The organism is Streptomyces sp. NPDC058289, assembly GCF_042880975.1.
Taxonomy (GTDB): domain Bacteria; phylum Actinomycetota; class Actinomycetes; order Streptomycetales; family Streptomycetaceae; genus Streptomyces; species Streptomyces stoeckheimensis.
In genome coordinates this window covers 1-22976 of sequence record NZ_JBHVYI010000118.1, presented here as the reverse complement: position 1 = coordinate 22976, position 22976 = coordinate 1, and the positions used below count along the sequence as shown (strand labels likewise).

The 22976-nt window shown below is 71.4% G+C and carries 20 protein-coding genes; 8 read left to right on the top strand and 12 right to left on the bottom strand.

All coding sequences use genetic code 11. The features are described from left to right. The first annotated feature begins 662 nt into the window (after window positions 1–662). Window positions 663–1001: a MerR family transcriptional regulator gene (locus tag ACFVX6_RS36670; RefSeq protein WP_267820712.1), complete on the top strand. Its 339-nt coding sequence runs from the start codon at window positions 663–665 to the stop codon at window positions 999–1001. Window positions 1002–1222: 221 nt separating this feature from the next. On the opposite strand, the gene ACFVX6_RS36665 is transcribed toward ACFVX6_RS36670, so the two are convergent. Beyond that, a complete protein-coding gene (locus tag ACFVX6_RS36665; protein ID WP_389698928.1) occupies window positions 1223–2008 on the bottom strand; it encodes a hemolysin III family protein in 786 nt (261 codons plus the stop codon). Window positions 2009–2213: 205 nt separating this feature from the next. On the opposite strand from ACFVX6_RS36665, the gene ACFVX6_RS36660 reads away from it, so the two are divergent. Continuing rightward, a complete protein-coding gene (locus ACFVX6_RS36660) occupies window positions 2214–2774 on the top strand; it encodes a hypothetical protein (RefSeq protein ID WP_389698927.1) in 561 nt (186 codons plus the stop codon). Window positions 2775–2929: 155 nt separating this feature from the next. On the opposite strand, the gene ACFVX6_RS36655 is transcribed toward ACFVX6_RS36660, so the two are convergent. The 6 genes from ACFVX6_RS36655 to ACFVX6_RS36630 all read right to left on the bottom strand — a co-directional run bounded on the left by ACFVX6_RS36655 (window position 2930) and on the right by ACFVX6_RS36630 (window position 9678). After that, window positions 2930–3343, bottom strand: coding sequence for an adenylyltransferase/cytidyltransferase family protein (locus ACFVX6_RS36655; RefSeq protein WP_389698926.1), 414 nt, complete (start codon window positions 3341–3343; stop codon window positions 2930–2932). A gap of 176 nt (window positions 3344–3519) precedes the next feature. Beyond that, window positions 3520–6294: a S8 family serine peptidase gene (locus ACFVX6_RS36650; protein WP_389698925.1), complete on the bottom strand. Its 2775-nt coding sequence runs from the start codon at window positions 6292–6294 to the stop codon at window positions 3520–3522. A gap of 311 nt (window positions 6295–6605) precedes the next feature. Then, entirely contained in the window at window positions 6606–8216 is a 1611-nt protein-coding gene (locus tag ACFVX6_RS36645; RefSeq protein ID WP_389698924.1) for a phospholipase A2, read from the bottom strand. Window positions 8217–8417: 201 nt separating this feature from the next. Then, window positions 8418–8984, bottom strand: a complete 567-nt coding sequence (locus tag ACFVX6_RS36640) for a transposase (RefSeq protein ID WP_389698923.1) — start codon at window positions 8982–8984, stop codon at window positions 8418–8420. Between the two features lie 44 nt (window positions 8985–9028). Continuing rightward, a complete protein-coding gene (locus tag ACFVX6_RS36635) occupies window positions 9029–9202 on the bottom strand; it encodes a hypothetical protein (RefSeq protein WP_389698922.1) in 174 nt (57 codons plus the stop codon). 185 nt (window positions 9203–9387) lie between these two features. Next, complete coding sequence (locus ACFVX6_RS36630; protein ID WP_389698921.1) at window positions 9388–9678, bottom strand: hypothetical protein; 291 nt, start codon at window positions 9676–9678, stop codon at window positions 9388–9390. 280 nt (window positions 9679–9958) lie between these two features. On the opposite strand from ACFVX6_RS36630, the gene ACFVX6_RS36625 reads away from it, so the two are divergent. After that, window positions 9959–10936, top strand: coding sequence for a LuxR C-terminal-related transcriptional regulator (locus ACFVX6_RS36625; protein WP_389698920.1), 978 nt, complete (start codon window positions 9959–9961; stop codon window positions 10934–10936). A gap of 97 nt (window positions 10937–11033) precedes the next feature. Here the strand turns inward: ACFVX6_RS36625 and ACFVX6_RS36620 are convergent, their stop codons facing one another. The 4 genes from ACFVX6_RS36620 to ACFVX6_RS36605 form a co-directional block, all read right to left on the bottom strand. After that, window positions 11034–11660, bottom strand: coding sequence for a sortase domain-bontaining protein (locus ACFVX6_RS36620; protein ID WP_389698919.1), 627 nt, complete (start codon window positions 11658–11660; stop codon window positions 11034–11036). A 257-nt stretch (window positions 11661–11917) separates the two neighbouring features. After that, window positions 11918–12127: a hypothetical protein gene (locus ACFVX6_RS36615; protein ID WP_389698918.1), complete on the bottom strand. Its 210-nt coding sequence runs from the start codon at window positions 12125–12127 to the stop codon at window positions 11918–11920. Window positions 12128–12262: 135 nt separating this feature from the next. Further along, window positions 12263–14164: an MFS transporter gene (locus ACFVX6_RS36610; protein ID WP_389698917.1), complete on the bottom strand. Its 1902-nt coding sequence runs from the start codon at window positions 14162–14164 to the stop codon at window positions 12263–12265. Window positions 14165–14336: 172 nt separating this feature from the next. Beyond that, the gene (locus ACFVX6_RS36605) at window positions 14337–16094 is read right to left on the bottom strand and encodes a serine hydrolase (protein ID WP_389698916.1); all 1758 of its coding nucleotides are present in this window, start codon (window positions 16092–16094) and stop codon (window positions 14337–14339) included. A 1246-nt stretch (window positions 16095–17340) separates the two neighbouring features. Here ACFVX6_RS36605 and ACFVX6_RS36600 point away from each other — a divergent pair. The 4 genes from ACFVX6_RS36600 to ACFVX6_RS36585 all read left to right on the top strand — a co-directional run bounded on the left by ACFVX6_RS36600 (window position 17341) and on the right by ACFVX6_RS36585 (window position 20162). After that, entirely contained in the window at window positions 17341–17739 is a 399-nt protein-coding gene (locus tag ACFVX6_RS36600) for a hypothetical protein (RefSeq protein ID WP_389698915.1), read from the top strand. A 141-nt stretch (window positions 17740–17880) separates the two neighbouring features. Further along, the gene (locus tag ACFVX6_RS36595; protein ID WP_389698914.1) at window positions 17881–18615 is read left to right on the top strand and encodes a GPP34 family phosphoprotein; all 735 of its coding nucleotides are present in this window, start codon (window positions 17881–17883) and stop codon (window positions 18613–18615) included. 265 nt (window positions 18616–18880) lie between these two features. Further along, on the top strand, window positions 18881–19765 hold the full coding sequence (locus ACFVX6_RS36590; protein ID WP_389698913.1) for a helix-turn-helix domain-containing protein: 885 nt from the start codon (window positions 18881–18883) through the stop codon (window positions 19763–19765). Window positions 19766–19952: 187 nt separating this feature from the next. Beyond that, the gene (locus ACFVX6_RS36585) at window positions 19953–20162 is read left to right on the top strand and encodes a DUF397 domain-containing protein (RefSeq protein ID WP_389698912.1); all 210 of its coding nucleotides are present in this window, start codon (window positions 19953–19955) and stop codon (window positions 20160–20162) included. Window positions 20163–20352: 190 nt separating this feature from the next. Here ACFVX6_RS36585 and ACFVX6_RS36580 read toward each other — a convergent pair whose 3' ends face one another. After that, on the bottom strand, window positions 20353–21198 hold the full coding sequence (locus tag ACFVX6_RS36580) for a hypothetical protein (protein WP_254386779.1): 846 nt from the start codon (window positions 21196–21198) through the stop codon (window positions 20353–20355). Between the two features lie 128 nt (window positions 21199–21326). On the opposite strand from ACFVX6_RS36580, the gene ACFVX6_RS36575 reads away from it, so the two are divergent. After that, entirely contained in the window at window positions 21327–22559 is a 1233-nt protein-coding gene (locus ACFVX6_RS36575; protein WP_389698911.1) for a PLP-dependent aminotransferase family protein, read from the top strand. Window positions 22560–22976: the final 417 nt, after the last annotated feature.

Sequence of the window (22976 nt, the reverse complement as noted above, 5' to 3'; positions counted from 1 at the left end):
GTGGTGGAGTTCCGAAGCCAGGGCTGGTGCAGGACGGCGACGGGACTGACGACCGGACCGGGTGGCCCGCAGTGATCAGGGGCCACCACGAGCAGAACCGCAGTTGACGCAGTGGCAGTACCTGTAAGTGCAGTATTCGTAGGTGTAGTACCCAGTAGTTGAGTCAGTGAGCAGCACCTCGGTGAACGCGTCGAATGTGGGCGCGTGCCCCGGGAGGTTCGGCAGTGGGGTTCCAAGCCAGAGCAGACGCACGACGGGCGACGGGGCTGGCTGCCGAAACGTGGCGCTAGGCCAGGCCATGAGCAGTACAAGCGGTTAGCAGTACGCAGTACCAGCAGTAAGCAGTATCAGCAGTAAGCATCTCCAGCAGTACGTAGTACCCCGCTTGGTAAGTAGTTGATCACCGAGGGAAGAACGGAGGAGCTAGGCGCCATCAGGATCGCCCGGGCCGGCAGGTTGAAGCCCGGGTACCGCAGGACATCGTCAGTGAGGTGGTCTCCGGTCAAGCAACCGCGATCCCCGCACCCCGATCACGCATGAGTCGGGTCTGCGGAAACAGAGGGCCGGCGCAGTACGAGGGCCGGCAGATGGTGTAGCAGTTCCTTCGGGGCCCTGGTGCCATAGGCACCAGGGCCCCTCCACGCGTTCCAGAAAGAGGTTCAATGACAGCAGACGACTCGTTCGGCCGTCTCGACGACGACGACTACCCCGCCTACACCATGGGCCGGGCCGCAGCGATGCTCGGCACCACCCAAGGATTCCTCCGCGCCCTGGGCGAAGCCCGCCTCATCACCCCGCTCCGCTCGGACGGCGGACACCGCCGCTACTCCCGCTACCAACTGCGCATCGCCGCCCGCGCCCGCGAACTCGTCGACCACGGAACCCCGATCGACTCCGCCTGCCGGATCATCATCCTGGAAGACCAGCTCGAGGAAGCCCAGCGCATCAACGCCGAGTACCGCCGAGCCGGCGAATCTTCGGCTCCATCGGCCTCGGCCTGAGGTGATCGTGCCCGTCGTCATCGGCGGGCTCCCGATCTTCAAGCATTCCCGACGCGACGCGGGCGCACAGACGCGGGGCCCCTTCCGAAACAGCCGAGCACGCCTACCTGTCCGCGGTCGGCGACCACTGCGTCTCCCTCCGCCGCCCGACCGCGCCCGGACCTGACGCCGGTCGATAACCCACCACGCAAATGCCGGCAAGCATCGACACGTCGTCGCGCTCAGTGGGCAGCGCGGAAGACGGCGATGTAGTGCGCGGTGAAGGCTGCCACGGTCAGGGCGTGGAACACCTCGTGGTAGCCGAACCAGCGGGGTGAGGGGTCGGGTCGCCGGAGGGCGTACACGACGGCGCCCGCGCTGTAGAGCAGCCCGCCCGTCACGATCAGGGTGAGTACGGCCGCGCCGCCGCTGTGCAGGAAGTCGGGCAGGTAGCGCACCGGTGCCCAGCCCAGGGCCAGGTAGCAGGGCGTGTACAGCCAGCGGGGCGCACCGATCCACAGGACGCGGAAGGCGATGCCGGCCAGAGCACCCGTCCACACGATCCACAGGAGGACGGACCGCTGGTCAGGGGCGAGAAGGAGCACGGCCAGCGGGGTGCAGGTGCCGGCGATGATCAGGAAGATGTTGGCGTGGTCGAGGCGGCGCAGGACGGCCTCGCCTAGCGGTCCCCAGGTGCCGAGGTGGTAGACGGCGCTCGTCCCGAACAGCAGCCAGGCGGTGACGGCGTACACGGTGCAGGCGACGGTGGCCTGCGGTGTTCCTGCCAGGCAGATGAGGACGATGCCTGCGGCCAGGGACGCGGGGACCATGCCGGCGTGGAGCCAGCCCCGTAGCTTCGGCTTGATCGGCTCCATCAGATCGGCCGCTCGCTCGACCAGGTCGGCGGCGGGCTGGGAACACTCGCTTCCGCCATCCGTCGGCGCGGAGAGAACACCGCCGGCTTCGGCGTCGTCCCGGGACACTGCTTCCCGTCCTGGCTCGGACTGCTGGGTATGACTGGCAACCATGAGTTCATGCTAGGAGCTGCCCCGGAGCAGCATCACCTGAGGTCCGCCACAGCCCGCCGGCGCGGTCGGATCATCCGCCTCATCGCGTCGGTCCTGGCGGTCTTCCGCCAACTCGGTCCGTGGAACTCGTGTAATTCGGCGGGCCAGGGGAACGATCTGGGCTTCCGAACGGGCCTCTCCGCTCTCCTACGTCCAAGGACCGCCGATGCTTCCCGAGTTCCGCTCCCACGCGTCCGCTCCCCTCTCCCATCAGCTGGAACAGCGGCTGGGGCTGGACCCCCGCCTCGAAGCCGGCCGCATCGACGTGGAGCGCGTCGCGGACATCGCCGTCGTCGCATCGGCCCACTCCGACGGATACGTGGCCACCGCACACCTCCTCGGTCTGCTGGCCGCGCTCCCCGCCCCCACCGAGTCCGGAGAGCACTTCTGGTCGGAACTGTGGAGGTCCTCGGGCTCCCTCTACCTACTGCCCTCCAACATCAAAGCGTGCGTGCTGAGTTCGCTGGCAGGAGAAGGCACCGGCCTGGCCGGGCAGATCCTCTCGGCCTTCGACGAGATGACCCCGCCCCAGCGCATCGCAGCCGGAGAGGTCATCGGCCAGGCACTCGCCGAGTCCGACCACCTTCCCGACCTCAAAACGCAGGTCATCGGCGAGCTGTGGCTCCGTGACCTCGAACTCACCGCCTGGCGCGTCCTGCACGCGGACCACAAGTCAGCCGATCCGGCCAGGCGGGAGGCCTTCTTCGACGCGTGGACGAGCGTCTGATCTGCAACGTCACCTGTGCGTGCACCGCCGAATGCGTGCGCGATGCGTGAGCGGACGGGGCGGCACCAGCCGTCATGCGCAGGACGCGGCACCGTGCAGAGGCCCCCAGCCGATTTTGGCTGGGGGCCTCTGGCGTCCGGGGGCGGGGCTGCGGGTTACAGGTGGTTGATCAGGCGGTGGAGGTTCGCGCTGGGGGCGTGGGGGGTGTTCGGGAGGTAGATGACCTCTACGCCCAGGGTGCCGAAGTCGCGTTCCCAGCGCTCGCTCCGGGAGGTGCCCCGCCAGTCGTCGCCCTTGAAGAGGCGGTGGAAGCCGATCTGCTGCCAGGCGTCCAGGTTCTCCAGGGTGGGGTCGACGATGGCCTCGTCGACGCAGCTCATCGAGCGGACGACCTCGATGCGCTCGTCGAGGGGGATGGCCGGGGGGAATCCCTTGTGGCAGGAGGCCTCGTCGGTCAGTACGCCGGCCACCAGGTAATCGCACTGGGCTCGGGCCTGCTTGAGCAGGTTGAGGTGGCCGATGTGGAACAGGTCGAAGACGCCTGACGCGTAACCGATGAGCTGAGACACGGGGGTCCTCCCGGAGGCGCTGTAGCGGCCGGATAGTGGTGAGGGCGGGGCTGGTGGGGCGGGGTGGGAGCGATCTTGCACCATCCCCCTCGGTTGGTAAAGGCCCAGTTCAAGGACTTGGGATGAGGGGGAAGGGGGTGGTGGCGCCTGGCTGGTTGTCGGCCTGGGGGGCCTGGTCAGGCGGTGGACCAGCCGAAGGCGCCGCCGGCGGCCGGGAGGCCGTTCTGGCCGGGCTGGTGCGTGGTGACGGTGCCGGCGGCGCCGGTGCGGCCGGCCGTCGTGTTGCCCCACGGGAGGGCGTGGACGGCGCCGAACGGCGTGGCGTCGGGGACGCCGACGCGGAGGGCGGAAGCGGTGGCTCCCAGGTGCGCGCCGATGGCGTGGCCGGCCGTCGGGGTGCCGCCCAGGCCGGAGGCGTCGCCCGCCTGGATCCACTGGTCGGTGTCACCGGGGATGCCGAGCGGGTCGAAGGTCTGCACCGCGCCCGCGTCCACGGCGCCGCCGATGTCCTTGCCCGGGATGCCGACCGCGAGGACGAGGGTCGCCGGGGTGGCGGGTGCGTCGGGGGCGAGGTTGACCAAGGACACGCTCTGGCCCAGCTGGTCACCGGCGGCGGCCGTACCGGTCACTCCGGCGACCTCGGCGGTGATGGAGGCGACCTTGGTGACGGCGCCCGCACCGGTGATGCGGAAGGTGTAGGCCTGACCGGCGTGGTCGACGGGGGCCGAGGCGACCGTCAGGCCCTCGCCGGGCACACCCACCGCGAGGACGGTGTCGGTCGCGGCGCTCGCGCCGGCCGGGGTGTAGGCGACGGCCGCGAGGGAGCCGCCGAACAGGTCGCCGGCCTCGGCCAGGCTGCTGACGAGCGGGTCGTTCTGGTTGAGACCCACGAGGGGGGTCGGCAGGCCGCCGGCGTTCAGCTCGTGGGTGAGCAGCTGGATGTTGCCCGCGTCGGCCGCGGTGCCGATGGCTTCGTTCGGGGTGCCGATGACGATGTGGTTCGCGGAGGCGGCGATGGTCGTGCCGAACCGGTCACCGGTCTCGATGTCGCCGTCCATGGCGGGCTTGTTCTGGTCGGTCGCCACGTTGGTGAACCCGCGCAGGTAGTAGACGGTGCCGGCGTCCTTGACGGCGCCGATGTCCTTGCCGGGCGCCCCGATCAGCAGGTAGGGCTGGCCCTGGGCGGTGTGCCCGGCGGCGACGGCGTGGCCGAAGCGGTCCTCGGCCCCGGAGGCCGCGGCCTTGACGGCGCCTTCGCCCGTGCCCTGGACCAGGTTGAGGGCGGCCTTGCCGGTGGTCAGGCCGCCTGCGGCGCCGTAGAGGACGTTGACGGCGCCGGCGTCGGCGTCCGTGCCGATGTCCTCGTTCGGGATGCCCACGACGAGGTCGGAGCAGCCGTCCTCGTCGTGGTCGAAGGTGGCCAGGTTCTCACCGAAGGAGTCGCCGGCTTCGGAGTCGTCCGGGACGGTGGCGAGGTCCTGGTGGAACTCGGCCGTGCCCTTGCCGCCGCCGTAGATCACGCGGACCAGACCGGCGCCGGCGTCTGCGCCGACGGTCGCCTTGGGGTCGCCGACGACGGTGTCCTCGATGGCGTCGCAGTTGAAGTCGGTGAAGCGGGGGCGCTGCGGCTGCTGCGGGAGGCTGATCTTGAGTCGGGGGGTGACCGCGCCCTCGTAGGTGATGGGCGTGCCGCCGTCCTTCAGCAGGGCTTCCAGCTCGGCGAGGGTCTTGCCGGGGTGGGCCTGCCGCAGGATCGCGAGGGCGCCGGCCACGTGGGGCGCGGCCATCGAGGTCCCGTTCTTGGAGGCGAAGCCGCCGCCGGGGACGGAGGAGACGATGGAGGTGCCGGGCGCGAGGAGGTCCAAGAGCGGGCCGCGGTTGCTGAAGGTGGAGAGCTGGTCGTCGTCCGTGGTGGAGCCCACCGTGAGGGCGGAGGGCACGCAGCCGGGGGCGTTGACCGCGTTCGCGTAGCCGTTGTTGCCGGCCGCGACGACGGTGGCGACGCCCTGGGAGAAGAGGGTGTCGATGATCGGCTTACGGGCATCCGTGGCGCAGGCGGCCGTCCAGCGGCCGCCGCCCAGGGACAGGTTCGCGGCGATGATGTTGGTGCCGGCGCTCTTGAGGGCCGCGACCTTCTCCAGGGCCTTGATCTGCGAACTGGTGAAGCTCAGGACGCAGGGGCTGGCGCCCGGCCCGCAGTAGGAGTCGGAGGTGAACTTGGAGAACACCTGCATGGCGATGATGTCCGCGCCCGGGGCGACACCGCGGGCCGGCGCACCGGCCACACCGGTTCCGTTGCCCGCGGCAATGCCCGCGACGTGGGTGCCGTGGGAGCAGCCCGTGCCGACGGTGGTGCACGGGCCGCTGTCGGCGTCGGCGCTGCCGGGGCCCTCCTGTTCGGCCGTGCCGTCGGGGCACAGGCTGGTGGCGCCGTAGGCGGCGTCGGTGACGGAGAAGCACGCCTCGGCCTTGACCCGGCCGGCCAGGAACGGGTGTCCGGTCGCGACGCCGGTGTCGAGGATCGCGATCGCGCTGCCCGCGCCGGTCTTGCCCGCGGCGACGGCCACGTCGCTGCCGATCTTGGCGGTGGATTCGTTCAGCGTCGGCTCCACCGGTATGTCCTCGGTGACGCTGACGACACCCGCCATGGTGCTCAGCGAGTCCAGGCCGGACCGGTTCACGCGGAGCGTGACCATCGGCAGGGTCTCGTAGGAGACGAGCACTTCACCCGCCTCGGAGGCGGAGGAGAGGTCCGACCGGCCGTCGAGGACGACGTTGACGCGGACGGTCCCGCCGTCCTGGGTCTCGTCGAACAGCGGCGGGTCGATCGCGCCGTTGTCCGCGGCGAACGCCGGGCCTGCGCCGGTCAGGGGGTTGATGCCGACCGGTACGGCGGTGAGCACCACGGCTACCGCCGAGGCGGCGAGGGCGACCCGCATGGATCTCTTCACTCGTGTCTCCATGAGAGGGGGTGGGAAGGGGGAGGGGCGAGGGGGTGGCCATCGGGCGCGCAGGCGGAACCGCGGGCGAAGGCGAAGGGTCAAGCCAAGGCGAAGGGGTCGAGCAAGGGCGAAGGGCCAAGCGAAGGCGAAGGGGCCAAGCCAAGGGGCCGAGCGGAGCCGGCAGCGCAGGCGAAGGCGTAGCCGGGAGCGCAGGGGGGAGACGTAGGGCCGGGCGGCCGAAGATGTCGGGCGCCCGGCCCCTACGGTGTCCGTCGAGCGGGTCCGTCGAAAGGGTCCGTCAGGAGGGAACGACGGTCCGATCAGGTGGCGTTGGCACCGTTCTTCGGGGACCCGCCGTAGAAGACGCCGAGGTAGTAGCTGTAGGCCAGGTCGTTGCAGGTGCCCCGCTTCCACCAGGCGTAGGCCGGGCAGGTGTTGTAGCGGAGCAGGTTGTAGAACGCTACGTCGGTGGCGATGCCCTTGTTGCGGTCCAGGTAGTAGCTGTAGCCCTTGTAGCTGTTGCCGATGGTGCCGTAGCCGTAGTCGTGCGCGTCGCACGCGGCGCGGAAGTCGAAGCCGAGGGGCCTGTCATACGAGTCGGTGCAGTGGTCGCCGTTGACACCACGGACCCAGGAGCCGGTGGGCGTCTGCTTCCAGGACGGCCACTTCCAGCCGTAATGGGCGACTGCGGTGGTGCAGTTGCCCCAGTACCGGATCCACGACTCCGGGGAGGAGCAGGCGCGCGGGTAGGCCTGCGGGTCGGTGATTTCCCCGCCGACGAAGTTCTCGGAGGGCGGGCTGACCCCATCGGGCTGTTCCTGGCCGGGCGCGATGGATCCGGCGTCGGGGATTGCACCGCTGGTCAGTTGGGCCTGCGGGGCGGCGGCGTCGCCGCTGAACGTCAGATCCCAGTTGCCGCCGTCGCCGCTCGTCAGGGTCGAGAGACGGTCGTCGCCGTCGTAGGTGTAGGAGCTGAGCTCGCTGCCCTCGGCCGGGTTGGCGACCGCGCGGAGCAGACCGGAGGCCTCGTAGGTGTAGCGGGCCAGCGTCTGGACCGTCTGGCCGGTGGTGACCGTGATGTCCTTGACCTGGCCGGCCACGTCACCGAGGGTCGTGCCCGTCGCGGTCGTCGCGGTGGCGTAGGTCAGGGCGAGGGACTGCGCGGGGGTCTCGCCGCGGGCGGGCTCGCTGACGGTGGCGACGCGGCCCTGGGCGTCGTAGGAGACCGCGGTGGGCTTGTACGCCTTGTTGCCGACGCTCGTGACGCGCCAGGTGTCACCGGTGCCGGACGCCTGCTTCCAGGTGTACGTGGGCTTGAGGTCGGCCGCCGGGATGGGGTTGCCGTCCGCGCCGACGGGGGCGTCGTCGCCCTCGACCGCGGAGGCCAGGTCGATGTTCAGCGTCTCGGTGATGCTCGACTTCATCTCACCGGCGAGGTCGTCCCAGGACACGTTCTCGACCAGGGTCGAACCGTCGGACGACTTGTAGGTGTTGATGCTGCCGCCGCCCGGACCGTCCATGGACTCGGTCAGGTCGTAGCGGGTGGACGCGCTGCTGTCCAGGTCGGTGGTGGTGATCGAGCCCGAGTCCTGGACCAGCTTGCGGTTCAGCTGGCCGCCGACGAACTCGGCTTCCCAGCTGGGACCGAAGACTCCGAGATCGGAGCGGGTCTCCGGTGCGTCCTGGGCCTGCGAGATCCCTTGCGCCTGGCCGGCGACGGTGTGCGTACGGCCCATGAGGCCGACCGCGACGTCGTTCTCGAAGACCTGGTAGGTATCGGTCGCGGACTGGTACATGCCCGGGCCGATGTTCTGGATCTCGCCCGCGGCGAGAGGCGCGCTGGGCACCTCTTCGGCGGAGGCCGAGAACTGCTGCGGGAGCAGCATGGCCATGGACATGGCGGCCACGATGGGGAGCGCGGATCTGCGCACGGTAAACCTTTCGACGGGTGCTCGGGTGAGGTGCGGAAGTCTGTGCCGGTGCCGATGCCTGTGGGCAGGGCGGGCGGGGGCAGGGCTCTGCCCAGGGGCATGGCTGTGCCACGGGAGTGGCGGGGAGGGGTCAGGTGAGGGGGTCAGGTGAGGGGCGGGCCTGCGGACCCTGACCGGAGGGGGCCGGGGTGAGCGGCTCGGTCAGGCAACCCGGGCCCGGGTACGGGCCTGCGTGCGGGTCCGGGTACGGGGCTGGGCCTGGATGTCCGTAGGGGTCGTACGGTCCGGGCGTTCCCTGAGGTCCCTGAGGTCCATACGGGCCGGGAGTTCAGGTCGGTCCGGGAGTTCAGGTCGGTCCGGGTTGTCAGGCCCGTCCGTGAGGTCCGGCCTGCGGGATCGGGCCGCCTCGGCGACGCGTTCGGCCCAGTCGCGTACCGGTGCGGAGATGTGGGGCGTGGCCCGGGCGGTGGCCGCCATCCGGTTCCACAGGTCCTCCTCGCACCACTGGCCGAACCGCCGGTGGGCGTTCTGCCAGGAGACGGGAAAGGACTTCGGCAGCGCGCGCCAGGAGTCGCCGCTCACCAGGATGTACAGGACCGCGGCGAACACGGCCTCCTCGTCCGCCCTGCGGGTGCCGCCTCCTTGGGGGCGGACCGTACCGGTGGCGAGCAGGTGCCGTGCCAGCGGCCAGAGGGCCGTCGGGGACAGCCAGGCGAATCGGCCGGTGGTGCGGGGAAGCGCTCCCCGCCGGGCCGCTGCGGTCACCATCGGTGCCTCGCGGACCCTTTTCCCCCCGGACCGGAGGCCGGTGGTCAGCTGTCCGCTCCGTCGGCGGCGAGCGGGGCGGGGGTGTCCCAGCGCCAGTCCGCCTGGTGCGTCGCACCGTCCGAACCGGTGATCTGCGCGGCGACTCCGGTGACGGCTCCGGTGAGGAGCGCGGTGGCGGTGACGGCGACGAACGTGGCGGCCTTGAGACGGCTAAACATGACTGGATTCCCCCGAGTTGAGCGGCGTTTCCTGCTGACGTGATCAAGGTTGCCGCAGGTGAAGGGGGTGAACCAGAGGTCTTGCCTGTCCTGGACCCGACATGTCCTACACAGGACAGGGTGTGCTCGGAAGCGCCTGTCAGGCCGTCGTCAGGCCGATCGTCAGGCCGTCGTCAGGCCGGTCGTCAGGCCGGTTCGTCGAGGACCAGCAGCGGTACCTCGGCCTTCAGCAGGGTCCATGCACCGGCCCCGGCCGTCCGGCGGACGGCGAGGTGCCAGGCCACCGCCGCCCAGTGCTCGGCGGTGTGCAGGTCAGGGGCCTTGAGGTAGACGCCGAGCACCGGGTCTCCGTCCGCACGCACGTGCCGGACGGCCATTTCGACCGCCGGCTGGACCTCGGAGAGGGCAGCCTCCACACCGGACGGCAGGTCGCCCGCCCCCGGAGGGGCGCTCAGGTGCAAGTGGACCAGATACATGAAACCTCCTGATTCGGTGTCGTTTCCCCATCAAACGCGCTTCGCCGGCGGGAACTCGGCCGACCCTGGCCGAGCAGGGGAAGAACCGGCCAACCGGCATGGCCGCATTCGTCAGATCGGCCGGATATCTCCGCTCGATTCCGTGCCGCCCGCCCTTCGATCGGGCGGCCGATCAAGCTAGCCTGACGCACGTACACAGGGCATGTGAGCTGCGCCGATATGCCATGCATGGTCTTCCAGGGGGTGGGCGACAATGTTCGGTCGACTAGAACTCGATGACGTGACCGCAACGGTCTATCGAAGCAAACTGGCCAATCCCCAGGACGGTGTTCTGGAGCTGGCGGAGCGCCTCGGGCTGGCCCCGGACGAGGTGCGCCGCTCACTGGCCCTGCTCAGCGAAATGGCGCTGCTGCGCGGCGGCGGGGGCGATCCCGGGCAGGGCCGCGCCATCGATCCGCAGCTCGCCCTCCAGCTCCTCCAGGCCCGCCAGCAGGCCGAACTCGCCGCCCAGCAGCAGCGCATGGAGGCCACGCGAGCCGCCGTCGTCGACCTGATGGCCGAGATCGCCGACTCCTCGTCGCAGGAGTCCTCCAAGTCCGGGATCCGGTACCTGGAAGGCATCGACGCGATCCGGGACCAGATCGAGCTGCTGTCCGCCGAGACCCGCTCCGAGGTGCTGGCGTTCGCCCCCGACTCGCAGATGTCGCAGGCGAGCATCGAGGCGGCCCGGCCGCTGAATCTGCGCAACGTCGAGCAGGGCATCGTGATGCGGACCATCTACCTCGACAGCATCCGCCACGACAACCAGGCCCGGGAGTACGCGACGTGGCTGGAGAGCGTCGGCGCGCACATCCGCACCAGCCCGGTCCTGCCCAACCGCCTCACCATCGTGGACCGCCGCAGCGCCCTGGTGGCCGTCGACGCGAAGAACACCGCGGCCGCGGCGGCGCTGGTCACCAGCCCGGGCCTCATCTCCCTGCTGGTCACGCTCTTCGAGCACATCTGGGAGGCCGCGACCCCGCTCGGGCCGACGGCGGCGCCCTGCGAGCCGGAGCTCCTCACGCGCCAACAGGCCGCGGTGCTGCAGCTCATGGCCGAGGGCCGGACGGACGAAGCCATCGCCCACAGCCTGGGCGTCTCCACGCGCACCGTGGGCCGGGTGATCACCGGGCTGCTCGCCCACCTGGGCGTCCGCAGCCGGTTCCAGGCCGGAATGCGCGCAGTCCAGTACGGATACCTGTCGCACTCCTCCCACTGACACAAGGCACCGCCTTCCTCGTCCTGGTCACTGCCGGCCGCCGACGATAGGCCCCCGCCCCGCCCGCGGGTCAAGGAACTGTCTCGGGTGGTGGGGGTCAGGCCACCAGGTCGGCGTAGAGGATCACGTTGTTGGTGCGGTGGCCGTTCTTGATCTCGCCGCCGCAGGTCAGCAGGCGCAGCTCGGGGCGGTTGGTGTCCCCGTAGACCTTGTCGGTCGGGAAGTCCTTCTTCGCGACGTCCTCGATCTCGCGGATCGTGAACCTGGCCGTCTTCCCGTCCTCGCGCGGTACCTCGATCAGGTCACCGAGCTTGATCTTCTTGACGTTCTTCATCACCGCGGGCCCGTACTTCGTGTCGAAGTGCGCCACGAGGACGGCCGCCCCCTTCTCGCCCGGAGTCACGCCCTGGGTCCACCAGCCCGGGTTGTCCGCATCGGTGTCCGCGTCCGGCACGCCGAGCTCGCCCGTCGCCGGGTCCACCGTGAGGTCGACCATCTTCTTCGCGTCCACGCCCGCCGCGTCGATCTTCATGCCGGTCGGCTTCGACCCCGGGAGGGCGGGCGCCGCCTCGCCCGCACGAGCGGGGGCCGCCGTGCTGCCCACCTGGGGGTCCGGCGGCAGCCCCGTGCCACCACCGGCGCCGGCGCCGCACGCCGTGAGGGCCCCGCACGCGGTGAGGGTGGCGAGCGCCGCGACGGCGGCGGTACGGGCAGTGGCGCGCATGAGTGTTTCCCTCGGGTCGGCGTCGCCTGCGGTGGCGACGACCACGACGTTACGAGGGGCAGGTCAGGGCCGTCCGTCGGGAACGTAACAGCCGACCGGACGCCACCCCGCGAAGGCGTTAAGGCAGAGACGTCAAGGCAGAGAAAGGCCCTTCCGGCCGGAGCCGGAAGGGCCGCATCACGTCATCGCAACATCAAGACATCACGCATCACACGTCTCGACAGGCAGGGAGGTGGGCTCAGCCCTCGGCCCCGTCCTCAGCTGAGGCCCCTGCTGCGCTCGCCGATGCGGTCGCCCTGCGGGGTCCCGGCCCGCTTGAGTTCCGCCTTCGTGTGCGCTCCGCCCTTGACCTTGCTCCGGATCGGACCGGAGAAGCCGTGCGCGTGTTGCACGGTGCGGGGCAGGTTGGTCGCATCCGCGGCCTTCGCGACAGCCGCCTGGAAGTCCTGCTTCTGCTCTTTGCTCATCCCGTCGTCACTCCCTAAAAAGACTCGGGGCACCCAATCGGACTACTGGGATCGTATGCATATAAAGGTCCCAACGCACCCGGACCGGACGTAAAGAATGGTCGATCAAGGACGACGAAGGTGGGGCGAGGCCGGTCAAGGACGCGGCGGAGCCGGCCGCTGCGGCGGCCCCAGCACCTCGTAGAGCAGCTCGTCCGGGCACGGCGTGCCCCGCGGAAGCTGGTACTTCGCCGCGATCCGGTACTCCCCCGGCGCCGGGGCCAACAGCTCCGTCCACTCGTCCCCGGTACCGTCCGAGGGCGCCTTGAACAGGCATCCGGCGGTGTTCGCGTAGACCTTGGGCGGAGTGGCCGCGCCCTTCGGCACCACCTTCCCCGCGGTCTTCGAGGCCTCCGTCTCCTGCGGCGGCTCCACCGGCTTGCCCGCGCCGTCCACCAGGCCCAGCCAGGGGGAATGCGGGATGCGCACCAGGACCCGGCCGGCCTGCTTCACGTCGATGACCAGCTGGTCGGCACTGGCCCGCACCACCGTCGCGGGCCCGGCGACCAGGTTCGTCGGGTCGGTGACCTTGAAGAGCTGCCAGTTCGCGTCGCCCCACACCTGCTGGAGGTACGGGAGCCCCTCGCGCACCAGCTTCGCCTCGTCCCGCCCGCCCTCATCGGGTTTGTCGGCGGGCAGCACCACGTAGTGCACGGCCCAGCGGTCCAGCCACTCGCGGTAGCTGTCGGCGGTCAGGGTGTCGTCGTAGAAGACCGGGTTGCGCTCCAGATCGGCCTGCCGGTTCCAGCCGCGGGCGAGGTTCACGTACGCGGGGAAGGCGGAGGACTCGCGGTGGCTGCTGGCCGGGACCACCTCCACGCGGCCCCGGTCGGCGCCCGCCTTCTGGAGCTGGTCCACCAGCGGGGCCAGCTCCCGGCTCCAGGAGGCCAGCGGGGTGGTGCGGACGATGTCGGTGACGCTGTTGACGGTGATCCAGGCGGTCACTCCGGTCAGCGCGAGGAGCAGCCCGTACCAGCGGCGCGTGCGCGGGGCCTCGTACGGGAGGGCCGCGAGCAGCACCACCGCGCCGAACAGCATCGCCAGCCGGGTCACGTTCGAGCCGACCTGGGAGTCGATCGCCCAGGTCAGCGCCACTCCGAGGGCGTAGATCGCGGACGCGGTCCGGACCGATTTCCAGCTCTTCGGTACGAGGAACAGCGCGGCCAGCGCACACGCGAAGGGCAGCGCCGCCGAGATCAGCTTCATCGGCTGGGTCCCCGAGAAGGGGAACAGCCAGGAGGACAGCCCGACCACCGCCGCCGGGGCCAGGCCCAGCGCGTACGCCCCGGGGCGCCGGCCGTTGAGGAACAGCGCGGCCGCGATCACCCCGAGGAACAGCCCGGCGACCGGGCTGGAGGCGGTGGCGATCGCCGCGAGCGGAGCCGCCACGGCGGCCTTCGCCCAGCGCCGCTCGGCCCATTTGCGGGGCCAGCAGAAGACGGCGGCGACGGCCCCGAGGGCGAACATCGCGCCGAGCCCGAAGGTGACCCGGCCCGACACGGCGTTGCACAGCAGCCCGTACACCCCGGCCAGGGCGGGCCACAGGGGCTCGCGGACGGCGCCCCGGCAGCGGGTCAGGATCATCGCGAGCAGCCCGGCCGAGACCGTACCGGCGATCATCATCGTGGTGCGGACGCCGAGCACGTGCATCACGTACGGCGAGACCACGCTGTACGAGACCGGGTGCATGCCGCCGTACCAGGCGAGGTTGTACGCCGAGTCGGGATGGCGGCCCACGAACTCGGCCCAGGCGTCCTGCGCGGCCAGGTCGCCGCCGCTGTTGGCGACGGCGAAGAACCAGATCAGGTGCAGCAGCCCCGCCAGCGCGGTGGCCACGGCCACCGGGTGCCGACGGGCCCGGCCGAGAGCACGGCCGAGGGCACGGCCGACCGGCCCGGGGCCGGCCTGCGGGCTCGGGGCACCGGGGACCCGGGGCGGAACCCCGCCCCGGCCATGGGCCTGCTCCCGGCCCTGTTCCTGCCGCTCAGCGGTGGTCACGCCGACGTACTCCCCACTCCGGTCCCTCGGGTGCGCCCCTCGGGTGCGTCCCTCGGTTCGTAGACGCGGTCCGGCACCCCGGGGTTGCCCCGGGGTGCCGGACCCGCTCCGCGCTCGTGCGCGGCGTCGGGCTCGCCCGGCGCCTCAGGCGACGGGCGTCAGCCCACACGCATCAGCCGACGCGCGTCAGCTTCTTGCCGATGCCGGGTGCGGTGAGGTCGCTCTGCAGCGCCACCGGCACCTTCACCTGGCTGGCGCCCTCGCCCACGGTCAGCATGCCGATCTCCGAGCCCGCCTTGGCGGTCTGCGGGAGCTGGGTGGCCCCGTCGGCCAGCTTGATGGCAATGGTGAGGGTCGGCCAGCCGACCGCCTCCACGTCGGCGGTGGCCACGACCGGGACCCGGGTGCCGAGTCCGTCGTCCACGTAGCCGACGACGGAACCCTTCTTGACGACGGGCGCGGCCGTGAGCATCTTCTGCGTGGCCAGCATGATGTTCTTGCTCGCCGCGATCGCGGTGCCGAGGATCGGCACGCCGTGCTGGCCGAGGACCGCTCCGACGATCAGCTGGTTGGTCTTGCCGACCTTCTTCTCGGCGGCGAAGAGCAGGTTGCCGCCGGCCTTGGTCGTGGAGCCGGTCTTGATGCCGAGCGAGCCGTTGAACGGAACCAGGTCGTTGTAGTTCCGCCACTCCTTGCCCGTGGGGTCGATCCACTTCGGCTTCTTGGTGATCGCGATCAGCTCCGGCATCTCGACGATCTTGAGGCCGAGCTTGACCTGGTCCTCGGCGGTGCTGACCGTGGTCGCGTCCAGACCCGAGGGGTCCGTGTACGTGGTGTTGGTCATGCCGAGTTCCTTGGCGGTGTCGTTCATCTTCTTGACGAACGCCTCCTGCCCGCCGTCCCAGCGCGCGAGCAGGCGCGCGACGTTGTTGGCGGACGGGATCATGATCGCGGAGAGGGCGTCCTCCTGGGAGATCTTGTCGCCCTCCTTCAGGTTGTTGACCGTGGACTCGCCCTCGGTCTCCTTCTTGCCGTCCTCGACCGCCGTCTTGTCGACGGGGATCATCTGGCCCTTCTCCCCCTTCTTCATGGGGAAGTCCTTGAGGATGACGTAGGCGGTCATGGCCTTGGCGACACTGCCGATCGCCACGGGCTTCTGCTCCCCGAAGGTCCCGACGGGGCCGAGGCCGGCCGCGGCCATGTAGGCCTGACCCTCCTTCGGCCACGGCAGGGACGGCGCCCCGCCCTCGAAGGTGTACGAGGTGTTCGCGGTCACCTTCAGCGTCGGCGTGGGCAGCGGCCGCACGAGCTGGACGACGGCGAGGACCACCGCGAGGAGCACCAGGATCGGCGCGTAGATCTTGAACCGGCGTACGGCGGTCCGGGCCGCGCTCGGCGGCGGGGGCGGGTTGTTGGTGAGGTCCGCCAGCATGTCGAGCGGCGGCTTGGGCGGCAGCGGCTGCTGCGTGGTCCGCTCCGGGGACTCCCGCGCGGTCCGCTCCACGGACTCCCTCGTCACGGGGGTCCGCACGCCGGGGTCGACCGGAGTCCGCACCGGAGGCGCAGCCGCAGCCGGCGTGGCCGCGGCCCTCGGAGCACCGGGCGCGGGGGGCGTGCCGGGCACGCCCGTGGCGGGCCGCACGGGCGCGTCGTCGCTGCGCAGCGGTACGAAGGTGCTTGCCCGCTCCCCACCGACGGCACGCGGGGGCACCGGCTGTGCGGTGCGGGGGCCTGCGGCGCCGGGGGTGGCCGCGCCCTGCCCGGCGGAGCCGGGGGTGGGGGCGGTCGGGTTGGCAGTGCCCTGCCCGGTGGCACCGGGGGCGGGGGCGGTCGGGTTGGCAGTGCCGGGCTTGATGGCCCGGAACACGGCCGTGCGCTCGCTGTCGACGGGCTCGTCGCCGGCCGGGCCGGCCGGAGCCGGGGGCTTCACCGCCCGGAACACGGCGGTCCGCTCGCTGTCCTCCGCCGGACCGCCTTCGCCGACCCCGGGCTTGACCGCCCGGAAAACGGCAGTCCGCTCACTGTCGACGGCCGCGCCGGGGTCGCCCGAAGGCGCCCGAGTACCCGAAGAAGCCGGGCCACCCGACGCTGCCGGAGCGCCAGGGGCCGCCGGAGCGCCCGGGGACGGCCGAGTACCCGACGAAGCCGGGCCACCAGAAGCCGCCGGAGCACCCGAGGCACCCGCAGACGGCCGAGTACCCGACGAAGCCGGGCCACCAGAAGTCGCCTGACTGCCCGACGCAGCCGGAGCACCCGGCGCAGCCGAGGCACCCGCGGACGGCCGGATACCCGACGAAGCCGGAGCACCGGAGGTCGCCTGACTGCCCGACGCTGCCGGAGCACCCGGGGCCGCCGGAGCGCCCGAGGCACCCGCGGACGGCCGGGTAGCGGGCGCAGCCGGAGCATCAGAAGGCGCCTGGCCGCCCGACGCTGCCGGAGTGCCCGGCGCGGCCGAAGGGGCCGGGGAGGCCGGAGTGCCCGACGTCGGCGTGGTCGGGGTCGGGGCGCCCGTCGTGCGGAACACGGCCGTGCGCTCGCTGTCGGCGGGCTCGGCCGGTGCCGAAGCGGAATCCGTGGGGCGATCGGTGGCGGCCGACGGCGTGACCGTACGGAACACCGCGGTGCGCTCGCTCTCGACCGAGCCGGAGCCGGAGCCCGAGCCGGCTGCAGGCTTGTCCGAGGCGCCGCGCGCGGGGTCGGGGTCAGAACCGGAACCCGTGGGCAGGCCCGTACGGAACGACGCCGTGCGGTCGCTCCCGACCGGCGCCGCGTCGGCCGCGGGCTCGCCCGAGGTGCCGCGCGCCCGGTCGGCGCCGGAACCGGAACCCGCAGGCAGACCCGTACGACCGCTCTTGACCTGCCCGGCAGCAGCCGCAGGCTCCCCCGAAGCGGAACCCGCGGAGCGGTCGGTATCGGCCGGAGGCGTCGCAGTACGGGAGGCGGTCGGACGGTCGCCGACCGCAGGCGCGGCCGAGGCCTCGCCCGAGGAAGCGGAACCGGGTGCAGAATCAGCAGGCGCGGAAGGCGTCGCGGTACGGGACCCGGTCGCGCTCCCACCGTCGGCGGGAGCGACCGCGGGCCGGGCGGCGTCCGAGCCACCCGCACGCCCGGAACCGGAATCATCCGAAGCAGCGGGAGCAGCAGAATCGGCAGAATCCGCAGCCGGGGGCGTCACCGTGCGGAACACCGCCGTGCGCTCGCTCTCGACCGGCGCGGCAGCGGACTCGCCACCCCCGGACCGAGCCGAAGCCGAAGCCGAACCCGCGGAAGCCGCCTCCGGCGGCAGCGCCTCGAAGACCTCGGTCCGCGCACCCGGTGCACCCGGCGCGGCCGGCGTCGCATCGGACGGCTCGTCCTCCGCCGTGGCCACCCACGCGGCCACCGCTTCCCGCAGCGGATCGCGCTCCGCGGACCCGTCCTCCGAGTCCCTCGGGCGGAACAACGACGCCCTCGGGTCACGTCCCTCGGACGACTCCGCCGTCCCCGACGTTCCTTCATCAACCGACTTGTCGGGGGACTCGCCCGCCACCAGTTCCTCCTCGATCGCCTTCACGTCCGGCTGTCCGAATGTCTAACAGTGTCCCGTCTAGGGGGCATCGCCCCCGTGCTAGACGAGAACGACATAGCTGATGGTTCCCCCACAAAGCGGCCAGGCGCTCTCGACAGATGAATGTGAGAGGCGTCACCCTGTCACTCATCCACGCGGGGAGGCATGGATGGGCAAGAGCCGCAGAACGATTCCGGAGGAGCTTTTGCTGCTCGCCTTGGACCCGGCCACGGGTACCACGGCGCAGCCGCAGTCGCTCGACCTCGGCCTGGCCGGGGCACAGCTAGTGGAGCTGGCTCTGGCAGGACGGATAGCCCCTGATGGGGATCGTATCGCCGTGGTGATGCCACGGCCGACAGGAGATCCGACTCTGGACTCCGCACTGGAACTGCTGCGCAGGCGCGGCAGCCCGGTTCGGGCGGTCCACTGGATCGGCGGACCCCGACTGGGGCTCCGTCAGATTTACCTCGCTCACCTGGAGCGTTGCGGCATGGTGCATGCCGTCGCGGGCCAGATGTGCGGGGTGCTGCCGACGACTCGCTACCAAGCGACCGACTCAGCGATCAGCCGGGAGATCCGTGGCCGGCTGGACAGTGCGATCCGCACCGGCGTACCGCCGGACCCGCGGACCGCGGCACTTGCCGCACTGGCCCACGCGGTCGGACTCGGCAAGCACCTGTACCCCGGCAACGAGGGGCGGTCGTCCAGGTCCCGACTGCGGGACCTGATCCGGCACGACCCGATGGGCGGACTGGTGGCTCACGCCGTCATGGACGTCCAGAACGGTGTGGCCGCACAGCCGCGCCGCGACCGGGCACCGGCCCAGCCCGCCCGGGCAACGGCGGCAGCCGTTCCGCTGCAGCCGCGCCGGACCGGTGCGATGGCCCGCGCGGCCGCGCACTGATCCACCGGCAGGACACGTAGGACAAGCAAGACAGGCAGGACACGCAAGGCAAGCGGAACACGCAGGGCAAGCAGGGCAAGCAGTAATCGCAACCGCCGACGCGCGGGGCGACGGGGCCGGTTCGCCGGCTCCGTCGGCCCGCGCGTTTGCTTTTCCCGCCCGTTCCCCAGCGAGGTCACGTCCTTCGGTGGCAGTCTGCTCACCAGCAGACACGCAGAGAGACAGCAAAGCGACAGCAACAGAAGAAGGCGGAGGTGCCGTTCACGTGGCGTCCAATGTCAATCCCACCGTCCGACGCCGCCGACTGGGCATGGAGTTGCGCAAACTGCGCGAGGACAAAGGCATGACGGCCGAGCAGGTCGCGGAACGCCTGCTCGTCTCCCAGTCGAAGATCAGCCGGCTGGAGAACGGCCGCCGTTCCATCAGTCAGCGCGACGTCCGCGATCTGTGCGACGTCTACGAGGTCGAGGACCGCCGGCTCGTCGACTCCCTCATGCAGATGGCCAAGGATTCCCGCCAGCAGGGCTGGTGGCACGCCTTCGGCGACATCCCGTACAGCGTCTACATCGGCCTGGAGACGGACGCCGCCAGCCTGCGCACCTACGAGCCCCTGGTGATCCCGGGCCTGCTCCAGACCCCGGAGTACGCCCAGTCGCTCGTCCGCGGCGCGTGGCCGGAGACGGCTCCGGTCGACGTGGAGAAGCGCGTCCAGGTCCGGATGCACCGCCAGAAGCGGCTCCACGAGACCGAGAACAGCAATCCCGAGATCGGACCGCTGCGCCTGTGGGCGGTCATCGACGAGGCGGCCCTGCGGCGGCACGTGGGCGATCCACAGCTCATGATCCGGCAGCTGGAGTTCCTGATAGAGCAGTCGGAGAAGCCGCACGTCACGGTCCAGGTGATGCCCTTCTCGGTGGGCGCCCACCCGGGCGTCAACGGCCAGTACGCCATTCTGGAATTCCCGGACGCCTCGGACTCGACGGTCGTCTACATCGAAGGCGTGACGAGCGACTTGTACCTGGAGAAGGCCAATGACGTCCAGAAATACAGCGTGATGTACGAACATCTGCGCGCACAGGCCCACAATGTGGACCAGACGAGGCAGTTCATCGCGCAGATCATCGAGGACTTCACGGGCAAGGGGAAATGAGGGCCGCCGGCGAAAAGGCCGGTACGGTACACCGTCACTCCCCGGCCACAGAAGACCTGAATGGAATATGCCACTCGGTCGGGTGAACGTCCCCTTCGCGCAACGGGAGCTGCGGGTAGCGTCGATCACGTCAGCCGGAGCAATGGCCGACATGACACCGGAACCACTCGCTGAACCGGAGAGAAACATGGCTATTCGTCAAGGCGCAACGGAAAACTGGACCAAGTCCTCGTACTCCGCCAACGGTGCCTGCGTCGAGGTCAAGTCCCCCGTCGTCGAGTCCATCGCGGTCCGCGACTCGAAGGTGCAGGACGGCCCGTCCCTCACCTTCGCGCCCGGCTCCTGGACCTCCTTCGTCGCCGATGTGACCGGGGGCCGCCTGGGGCGCCTCGTCTGAATGTCGAGTCGACCCTTACGCCCCTTACGGCCGGCACCACCAGCACTACCTGTTGCACCACCTGCACCACCTGCACCACCTGCACCACTGACTGGAGCCCTCTCGACCGGCCCGCCGTCGCCTGCCGAGGGGGCTCGGCCATGTCCGGGCCCGGACCCCAGACCCCGGCCCCCGGACCCCAGCCCCCGGGCTACCTCAGCTGATCGACGTACCGGTCCGTCCCCGGCACCGTCGGGATGAACGGCGCCACCAGCTCCACCCGCCCCAGCCCCGATTCCGCGACCTCCGCGTCCAGCCCCTGGAACCGGTCCCAGCAGCTGCGCGGGTCCGCCTCCAGGAACCACAGCAGGGTCAGCCGGGTGTCGACCCCCTCCACCTGCTTGACGTACGTCATCCGGTCCCCGGGCAGCGGCGTCGGCCGGAAGACCGTCACCATCGCGGCCGGCGATCCGGCCAGCCGCTTCGGCAGGGCGCGCGAGCGCAGCCACTCCAGCAGCTCGGCCCGCTGCTCCGGGCCCTCCGCGTCGATGACCTGCACGACGAGGCCGCCGTACGGGTGGTCGAGGGCGTGGAAGTCGCGGGGGCCGGCGGCTCCGTCCCGGTAGACGGTGGCCTCGTGGTCCTGGAACGCGGTGAAGACGTGGGTGCGGTCCTGGTAGACCCGGCCGTCGCGGTTGAGGCGCTTGTTGATGCCGACGGTCCACTTCATGTGCTCGTCGTAGCGGCCCTCGGTGACCCAGTACGTGGAGATGTAGCACCCGGCGGTCACGGGCTGGGCCACGGCCGACTTCTCCGGGTAGCGCAGCTCCTGGAGCTCGCGGGTGGCGACCCAGCGCCGACCGGCGTACATCCAGGGCATGGCCATGGCGCCGGCGTAGTAGTGATCGTCCTCGTACCAGCGGTTGTACGCGAACTCGTGGCCCGGGTGCGGTTCGACCATGGTGATCAGCGCGTGGCCGGGGTGGACTCCGTAGGGGCCGACCGAGGCGAGCTCGGCGTAGTCGTCGGCCCGGGTGTTCCGCTCGTCTGCTGTCATGGGAGACGGTCTAGCTGATGCGACGTCAGATGGGGAGCCCCTGGGCGGCGTTCAGCATCCGATACATAGATGCCATCTACACCTTCCCGCGGCTACGATGCGCGCACCCGCCTCCCGAAGGAGCTCCCGTGCCCGCCTCAGCGCCCGCCTCCACGCCCGCAGCCGCAGTCGCATCCGGCGGCGCCGTCGCCCCCGCTCCTCCGCCGGCCTTCGCCGCCCGGATCCGTACGACCGCCCCCTCCGCCGTGCGCGAGATCCTCGCCGTGACCGCCCAGCCCGGCATGATCTCCTTCGCCGGCGGCCTGCCCGCACCCGAACTCTTCGACGCCGAAGGCCTGCGGGCCGCGTACGACTCCGCCTTCGCGCGGTCCGCCCGCCGCGCCCTCCAGTACTCGACCACCGAGGGCTCCCCCGAGCTGCGCGCGGCGGTGGCGGCCCGGCTCGACCGGCAGGGGCTGGCGACCACCGGGGACGAGCTGCTGATCACCACCGGATCGCAGCAGGGGCTCGGCCTGATCACGACCGCGCTGATCGAGCCGGGCGACACGGTGCTCGTCGAGAACCCCACCTACCTGGCGGCGCTCCAGGGGTTCCGGCTCGCCGGCGCCCGGGTGGTCCCCGTGCCGTGCGACGACCAGGGCATCCTCCCGGACGCACTGGCCGAGCTCGTCGCCCGCGAACGCCCCAAGCTGCTCTACACGATCCCCACCTTCCAGAACCCGACCGGCCGCACCCTGCCCGCCGGCCGCCGCGCCGAGATCGCGGCGGTCGCGGCCCGGCTCGGCCTGTGGCTGCTGGAGGACGATCCGTACGGGGACCTCCGCTACGAGGGCCGCGCACTGCCCCGGCTCGCCTCCTACCCGGGGGCCGAAGACCGCACCGCGCTCCTCGGCAGCTTCTCGAAGGTCATGGCCCCCGGGCTCCGGCTCGGCTGGCTGCGCGCCCCGGCGGCGCTGCTGCGCGGGGCGGTGCTCGCGAAGCAGGCGGCGGACCTGCACACCTCGACGGTGGACCAGCTGGCGGCGGTGGAGTACCTGCGGACGGCGGACCTCGATGCGCACGTGGCGCGGGTGCGCGACGCGTACCGGATCCGGCGCGATGCGCTGCTGTCGGGGCTGGCTGCCGCGCTCCCGGCGGGCTCGGCGTGGAACCACCCTGAGGGCGGCATGTTCGTCTGGGCCCGCCTTCCCGAGGGCCACGACGCGACGGCCCTGCTCCGCGCGGCCACCTCCCGGGGGGTCGCCTTCGTCCCCGGGGCCCCCTTCTACGCCCAGTCCCCGGACCCCCGGACCCTGCGGCTGTCCTTCACGACGCACACGTCGGAAGAAATCACGGAGGGCCTCCGCCGCCTGACCCCGTAGCCGACCCCCCGGCCCCTCCACCACCTGGCCCCACAGCCGCCCCTGCGGGGCCTCCCCCACCTGCCAGCCCCAGCCGCCCCTGCGGGGGGCCTCCCCCGCCTGCCCGCCCAGGCGACCCTGCAGGGCCTCCATCCCCTGCCCGCCCAGGCGACCCTGCGGGGGCTGTCCCCTACCCGCCCTTCCACCGTTCCCAGGGCTCCGCCCTGACCCGCGCCTCAAACGCCGGCGAGGCTGAGCGTGCCCCCGGGCCAGCCCGGACCCGGTCCTCAAACGCCGGCGAGGCTGAGCGTGCCCCCGGGCCGGCCCGGACCCGGTCCTCAAACGCCGGACGGGCTGGAAGGGGGTACCGGGCTGCGCCCGGACCCCCTGGGGCTCCGCCCCAGACCCCGGTCCTCAAACGCCGGACGGCTGAAAGAC